At 64.6% G+C, this 6,795-nt stretch carries 6 protein-coding genes; 2 read left to right on the top strand and 4 right to left on the bottom strand.

Annotation, left to right across the window (positions count from 1 at the left end; genetic code table 11):
• Both EN991_RS17665 and EN991_RS17660 read right to left on the bottom strand, forming a co-directional pair.
• On the bottom strand, window positions 1-617 hold a 617-nt coding region (locus tag EN991_RS17665), incomplete at its 3' end, for a M20/M25/M40 family metallo-hydrolase (RefSeq protein ID WP_127369220.1).
• Window positions 614-1,822 carry a diaminopropionate ammonia-lyase gene (locus EN991_RS17660; protein WP_127366035.1) on the bottom strand — a complete coding sequence of 403 codons (1,209 nt, stop codon included), beginning with the start codon at window positions 1,820-1,822 and terminating at the stop codon, window positions 614-616. The genes EN991_RS17660 and EN991_RS17665, both read right to left, overlap by 4 nt.
• A 72-nt stretch (window positions 1,823-1,894) precedes the next feature.
• Here EN991_RS17660 and EN991_RS17655 point away from each other — a divergent pair, with 72 nt between their 5' ends.
• Both EN991_RS17655 and EN991_RS17650 read left to right on the top strand, forming a co-directional pair.
• The gene (locus EN991_RS17655; RefSeq protein WP_164754774.1) at window positions 1,895-2,404 is read left to right on the top strand and encodes an Lrp/AsnC family transcriptional regulator; all 510 of its coding nucleotides are present in this window, start codon (window positions 1,895-1,897) and stop codon (window positions 2,402-2,404) included.
• 81 nt (window positions 2,405-2,485) lie between these two features.
• A complete protein-coding gene (locus EN991_RS17650) occupies window positions 2,486-3,628 on the top strand; it encodes an NAD(P)/FAD-dependent oxidoreductase (protein ID WP_127366037.1) in 1,143 nt (380 codons plus the stop codon).
• Between the two features lie 26 nt (window positions 3,629-3,654).
• On the opposite strand, the gene EN991_RS17645 is transcribed toward EN991_RS17650, so the two are convergent.
• Both EN991_RS17645 and EN991_RS17640 read right to left on the bottom strand, forming a co-directional pair.
• On the bottom strand, window positions 3,655-5,763 hold the full coding sequence (locus EN991_RS17645) for a molybdopterin oxidoreductase family protein (protein ID WP_127366038.1): 2,109 nt from the start codon (window positions 5,761-5,763) through the stop codon (window positions 3,655-3,657).
• 82 nt (window positions 5,764-5,845) lie between these two features.
• Window positions 5,846-6,795: ATP-binding cassette domain-containing protein (locus EN991_RS17640; protein WP_164769158.1), on the bottom strand; the 950-nt coding region annotated here is incomplete at its 5' end.

Genomic DNA, 6,795 nt, shown 5'->3' with positions numbered 1-6,795 from the left:
ACCGCGCCGACCGGCAAGCCTTCGCGCTCCAGCACCGGCCCTTGCTCAATATGCAGTTCGAGATAGGCGTGCGGCGTGAGGAAGCCGGGCTCCCGGTCGCCGGCATAGCCGATGCGGGCAAGCTCCTGACCGAGCACGCTGCCGTCGGTGCCGACGGCCGCCAGCACCGTTTCGGCATCGATGCCGCCGGCGTGGACCAGCGAGCCCATCATGTCGGGTGTGTAGCGTACGCCCTCCTCATTGGTGAAAGCGGCGACCGCGACCGGGCGCGACGGCGAAAAGCCTGTCGCCTTGAGCGTCTCGATCACTTCCAGCCCGGCAAGCACCCCGTAGCAGCCGTCATAAATGCCGGCATCGATGACGGTATCGATGTGCGAGCCGATGAGCAGCGGCGCTTGCCCGGTAATTTCCGGGTTTTGCCAGATGCCGAAAATGTTGCCGACCCGGTCGATGGCGACATCGAGCCCGGCCTGCCGAAGCCAGCCGACGAAGAGGTCGCGGCCCTGCCTGTCGGTGTCTGAGGCGGCCAGCCGGGTCAGCCTGCCCTCGCCATCCCGGCCAACAGCGCCGAGTTCGCGGATGCGGCCGAGCAGGCGCTGCGCATCGATGGCGATCATGCCGTTGCCTCGACTGTCATCTTGCCTTCCAGCACATCGGCCGGGTTCATGCCAACCAGTTCGGCGTAGCGATGCGGGTCGGTGGCGCCTTCGGTGTTGATCACCAGCACCCGCGATTTGCCGTCAAGTCCAAGATCGGCCCGGTTGTCGGCCACCGCCCGGATCAGCCCGGCAAGGCCGACACCACCGCTTTCGCCGGCGACGATCACCGGGTCACCGCCGGCCGGCCAGGCCAGCCGCCGCATCACCGCGATGGCCTCGTCCTCATCCACCGTCATGAAGGCGTCGGCGGCGCGCGCCAGCACCCGCCAGGCGACCGGCGAGGCTTCGTAACATTCAAGCATGGCCATCACCGTCGGCTGGCCGTGCGCGACCTTGACCGGGCGCCCGACCTGGGCGGCTGCGAGAACACAAGCGGCACGCGCCGGCTCGACCACGATGAAGGTCGGCCTGGCGTCACCGAGCACGATGGCCAGATGACCGGCCAGCGCGGCGGCAATGCCGCCGACACCGGCCTGCACGAAGACGTGGGTCGGCGTCCGAGGGAGTTGGCGCAAGGCTTCGCGTACGATCGCGGTATAGCCCTGCATGACCAGGCCGGGAATGCGCTCATAGCCCGGCCACGAGGTGTCGGAGACTACGGTCCAGTCCTTGTCGGCCGAAACTTGGGCAGCTTGCCTGACCGAATCGTCATAATTGCCGTGGACGCGGATCATCTCGGCGCCATAGCGGGCGATCGCCGCGATGCGCTCCTCGCTGACCCCGGCGTGGACGAAGACCGCCGCCCGCGCGCCGACGAGTTGCACGCCTTGCGCGACGGAGCGGCCATGATTGCCGTCGGTCGCACAGGCAAATGTCATCGCCGCGGCGACCGCCCGCACGTCAGCCTGATCGAGATCGGCCATGTCGACGGGCCGGCCAAGGCGACTGCCGGCCTCCTCCAGCACCAGGCGGAAGACGGCATAGGCGCCGCCAAGCGCCTTGAAGCTGCCGAGGCCGAGGCGAAAGCCTTCATCCTTGATATGGATGGCGCCCAGTCCGAATTCGCTGGCGAGCGCCGGCAGTGCATGCAGCGGCGTCATCCGGTGATTGTCGCGGTGGCTGAGAAAACGCTCGACTGTGTCGGCTCCGGCCACGCCAAGGGTTTCGGCATCGATCGGATCGAGCGGCCGGCGGTGCGATGCGTTGCGGTTGAGCAGGAACATTGGCCGGTCCCGTTGGTCAGCGAGAACATATTGCAGGAGCGACGCAAAGAGCGCTGTAATATGGTCTCTTAAATGCAAGTTTGTTTCGTCCGGGATATTCCATTGCCTGCATTGCCGTCCTCGCTCGATAGTTTCGATCTCGCCATCCTTGCCATCCTGCAGCGCGACAACACGACGCCGCAGCGGTTGATCGGCGAGGCGGTGAACCTGTCGGCGCCGGCGGTGCAGCGCCGCATCAAGCGCATGGAGCAGACCGGCGTCATTGCCGGCAATGTCGCTGTCGTCGAGCCGGCAGCGGTCGGCCACCCCATCACCATCTTCGTCGAGGTGGAACTCGAGAGCGAACGCGCCGAACTGATCGACGCGGCCAAGCGGCAGTTCTCGGCGACCCCCGAGGTCCAGCAATGCTATTACGTCACCGGCGAGGCCGACTTCATCCTGGTCATCACAGTGGCCGACATGGGCGCCTATGAGGCGCTGACGCGAAAACTGTTCTTCGACAGCAACAATGTCCGAAAATTCCGCACGTTCGTTGCCATGGACCGGGTCAAGGTAGGGTTGACGGTGCCTTTGCCTGTCTAAATATTTGTCGCGCGGCAGGCCTTTACTTTCCCACCATGTTTTTGACATTCTCGGGCTGTGAATTCTGCCGCGGAGGCGCGCTTGGACGACACCACCCCAGTTGCGATCATCGGTGCCGGGCCGGCGGGCCTGGCCATTGCCGCGTGCCTGCGGCAGAGCGGGCCGGATTTCGTCCTGCTGGAAAAGGAGCAGCAGGCCGCACCCGCCTGGCGACGCCACTATGAGCGCGTCCATTTGCACACGGCCAAGCGCTTTTCCTCGCTGCCCTTCGCGCCCTTCCCCAGGGACTATCCGCGTTATGTGCCGCGCGATCTCTTCGTCGACTATCTCGATGCCTATGCGCAACGTTTCGATCTGCGGCCGCGATTTGGAGAAACAGTGCGGGCGATCACCCGGCGGGGCAGAAGCTGGCTCGTGGATACGACGACCGGCCCCTTGCATGCTTCAAACGTTGTGATTGCATCTGGCAACAACGCAGAGCCGCTGATGCCCGGATTTGCCGGCGCCGATACCTTCAAGGGCCGAAAGCTGCATAGCGCCGACTATCGCAACGCAATGCCTTTCGCCGGTCAGCCGGTGCTGATCGTCGGCATGGGCAATACCGGCGCCGAGATTGCGCTCGATCTGGTGGAAGGCGGTGCGCGGCCGACGATTTCGGTGCGCGGCGGCGTTCATATCGTACCGCGCGAACTGCTTGGCGTGCCCATCCAGATGATCGGCATGGCGGCGCGCCTGATGCCGCAGCGCATCAACGATGCCTTGTTCCCCATCATCCTCGATCTGGCGTTGGGCAGGCTGGAGAAGTACGGGCTCAAGCGGCCCAAGCAAGGAATGCTGCAGCAGATCAGCGAGGCGTCCCGCATTCCGACGATCGATATCGGCACGGTGAGCAAGATCCGCGAAGGTGCGATCAAGATCGTACCCGACATTGCCGAGATCACCGAACAGGGCGCCCGTTTTGCCGACGGCAGGCATGGCGAGTTCGATGCGATCATCTTCGCCACCGGCTTCCGGCCCGGCTACGCCAAATTGCTGGAGCCCGGCGTTCAGCCAGAGCGCAGCGGCGTCAATGCGAGGGCTTCAGAGCTTGGCCTCTATCTCATCGGCTTTCACAGTCCGGTCACCGGATTGCTGCGCGAAATCTCGATCGAGGCCGAGCAGATCGCCGACGACATCAGTCTTAGGCGAAACCGAAAGAAGGTGGCCGAAGCCCTGCCGGTATAATTTGACGCGAGAGCAACTGAGTTCTCTCACCTTGCCGCGCGCAGCCAGACCTTGTTGTCGTGGAAGGCAGCACCCCCATAGGGTGCAGGCGCGTCGGCGCCGGTCAAAACGTTGATGCCCTCGCCGCGCTCATGGGCGCTGTTTGGCCAGATGCCTTCGGCGATCACCACGCCACGCTTGATGCCGTCGAACAGTTTTGCATGCAGCACGACTTCGCCGCGCTGGTTGCCGACCTCGACACGGTCGCCATCGGCCAGCCCAAGTGCCGCGGCATCGTCGGGATGTAGAAGCAGTTCCGGGCGGCCCTCCCTGGCTTTCGACACCGGTGTTTCCGAGAATGTCGAATTGAGGAAGTTGCGCGCCGGCGACGTCGTCAGCCGGAACGGGTGGGCTTCGTCGGCGACCTCGATCAGGTCGACATGGTCGGGGAATTCCGGCAGCCGCGCCACCGGGCCGAACAGGCCCATGCTTTTGGGCGGCCGGTTGGGCGCCGCCTGCCCGGTCCAGTCGGCGCGGAAGCGGAATTTTCCATCCGCGTGGCCAAATCCGTTGATGAAGTGTGCTGCCTCGAAATCCGGCTGCAGGTCGACCCATTTGTCTTGCTTCAAGCTTTCGAAACTGCCCAGCCCGCGCTTGCCCAGGATGATGTCGATATGCTGCTGCTCGGTCAGGCCGAAACCCGGACGGTCGGCGACACCGAGGCGATCAGCCAATTGCTCGATGACGAAATGGTTGGTGCGCGGTCCCTCCGGCGGCTCGATCAGCTTGGGGCCAAGCGTGATGTGCTGGTTGCCGCCGCCCTTGTAGACATCGTCGTGCTCGAGGAACATCGTGGCCGGCAATACGATGTCGGCAAGCTTGGCCGTGTCGGTCATGAACTGCTCGTGCACGCAAGTGAACAGGTCGTCGCGCAGGAAGCCTTGCGTCACCAGCCGCTGCTCCGGCGCGACATTCACCGGATTGGTGTTCTGGATCAGCATCGCCGTCACCGGCGGGCCACCATAGAGCGCATCGCTGGCACCGGTCAGCACCGGGCCGATGCGCGAATGGTCGAGATAGCGGATCGAGGGATCGCGCATCTTGGTGCCTTCGAGCACATCCTGGTTGAGCTTGAAGATGCCGGAATTGGAATGGAAGGCGCCGCCGCCCTCATATTGCCAGCTGCCGGTGACAGCCGCGATGCACGAGGCGGCATGCATGTTGACGGCGCCATTGCGCTGGCGTGCAAAACCATAGCCGAGGCGGAAATAGGTCTTCTTGGTCGTGCCGACGAGGCGGGCGAAGGCCTCGATCTCGGCAACCGTCAGGCCCGTGATCCCGGCCGCCCACGCCGGCGTGTGCGTCTCGAGATGCGCTTCCAGCCCTCTCGGGTCGTCGGTGTATTTCGAGAGATAGGCGCGGTCGGCCATGCCCTCCTTGAACAGCACATGCATGACCGCGCAGGCCAGCGCGCCGTCGGTGCCCGGCTTCAGCACCAGGCCGAGATCGGCCTGCTTCATCGTCGCGTTTTCGTAGACGTCGATGACGACGATCTTGGCGCCGCGCTCCTTGCGCGCCTTGATGGCGTGGGTCATGACGTTGACTTGGGTCACCACCGCATTGGTGCCCCAGATCACCACGCAATCGGATTTCGCCATCTCGCGCGGGTCCGGCCCGCGCAAGGCGCCGGCCCCCATCATCCAGCCCGTCCAGGCGAGATTGGTGCAGATTGACCCGAAGAAGCCGGAATACTTTTTCGCGTGGCGCAGCCGGTCGATGCCGTCGCGCTGCACCAGCCCCATCGTGCCGGCATAGTAGTAGGGCCAGATCGTCTCCGAGCCGTACCTCTCCTCGGCCGCAATGAACTTTTCGGCGACGAGGTCGAGCGCGGCCTCCCAACTCGCTTCCTTCCAGGCGCCGTCGCCCTTAGCGCCGGCGCGGATCAGCGGCTTCAGCAAACGGTCGGGATGGTGGACGCGGTCGGCATAACGCGCAACCTTGGCGCAGACGACGCCGGCGGTGTAGCTGTTGGACTTGGCGCCATGGACGCGGCCGATCCGATTGCCGTCGAGCAGTTCGACCTCGAGCGCACAGGTCGACGGGCAATCATGCGGACAGGCGGAATGGCCGATTCTGAGCTTGGCGTGCTGGTTCATGCGGCAAGACTAGCGGGTTTCAAAGGGCGCGTGTAGGGCCAGATGATTAGCCAATCTCCCCACTTGTGGGGAGATTGCGTAATCACTCCGCCGTGCCTTCCTCATACTCTGCCGACATGGACAGCCACTTTTCCTCGTGGCCGGCCAGCGTCTGGGCCAGTTGCGAGCGCTCCTTGGCCAGCCGGGTCGCCGTCGAGGGATCCTTTTCGTACACCGCCGGATTGGACAGTTCGTCCTCGATGCCGTCGATGCGCTTGCGGATGCGGTCCATCAGCGCTTCGGTGGCGCGGATTTCCTTGGCCAGCGGCTCGAAGGCGGCGCGGCGTGCCGCCGCATCGCGACGGCGGTCGGCCTTTGATGCCTTGTCGGCCTCGCGCTTGCCGCGGCGGTCGCCGGACACGCCGGTGACCAGCGTCTTGTAGTCTTCCAGATCGCCGTCATAGGGGTTGACCGCGCCGTCCTTGACCAGCCACAGCCGGTCGGCGGTTGCCTCGAGCAGATGGCGATCATGCGAGATCAGGATGACGGCGCCAGGGAATTCGTTCAACGCATGGATCAGCGATTCGCGGCTGTCGATGTCGAGATGGTTGGTCGGTTCGTCGAGGATGAACAGGTTCGGCCCCTCGAAGGCCGACAGGCCCATCAACAGTCGTGCCTTCTCGCCGCCCGACAGATCCTTGGCGGCGGTGTTCATCTTCTCGGTGGTGAGGCCGAACTGGGCGACGCGGCCGCGTACCTTCGATTCCGGCGCCTCCGGCATCAACCGGCGGACATGCTCGTAGGCGTTTTCGTCCGGCCGCAGATCGTCGAGCTGATGCTGAGCGAAGATCGCCACCTTCAGCCCGGGCGCCACCGTCATGGTGCCGCTCTCCTGCTTCAACCGGCCGGACAGCAATTTGGCGAAGGTCGACTTGCCGTTGCCGTTGGCGCCGAGCAGCGCGATGCGGTCGTCGGCGTCGATGCGCAGCGTCATCTTCTTAAGGATCGGCTGCCCCTCGGTGTAGCCGACATTGACGTTGTTCAGCGCCACGA

The sequence above is a fragment of the Mesorhizobium sp. M7A.F.Ca.US.005.03.2.1 genome, assembly GCF_003997795.1.
Lineage (GTDB): Bacteria > Pseudomonadota > Alphaproteobacteria > Rhizobiales > Rhizobiaceae > Mesorhizobium > Mesorhizobium ciceri.
Note: the sequence above shows the minus strand (reverse complement) of the source record. Positions and strands in the feature narration are given on the sequence as shown.

Excerpts from the sequence above, each read along its gene's own strand:
- EN991_RS17660 (WP_127366035.1), bottom strand. The coding sequence starts at position 1,822 with ATGTTCCTGCTCAACCGCAACGCATCGCACCGCCGGCCGCTCGATCCG.
- EN991_RS17655 (WP_164754774.1), top strand. The coding sequence starts at position 1,895 with ATGCAAGTTTGTTTCGTCCGGGATATTCCATTGCCTGCATTGCCGTCC.
- EN991_RS17645 (WP_127366038.1), bottom strand. The coding sequence starts at position 5,763 with ATGAACCAGCACGCCAAGCTCAGAATCGGCCATTCCGCCTGTCCGCAT.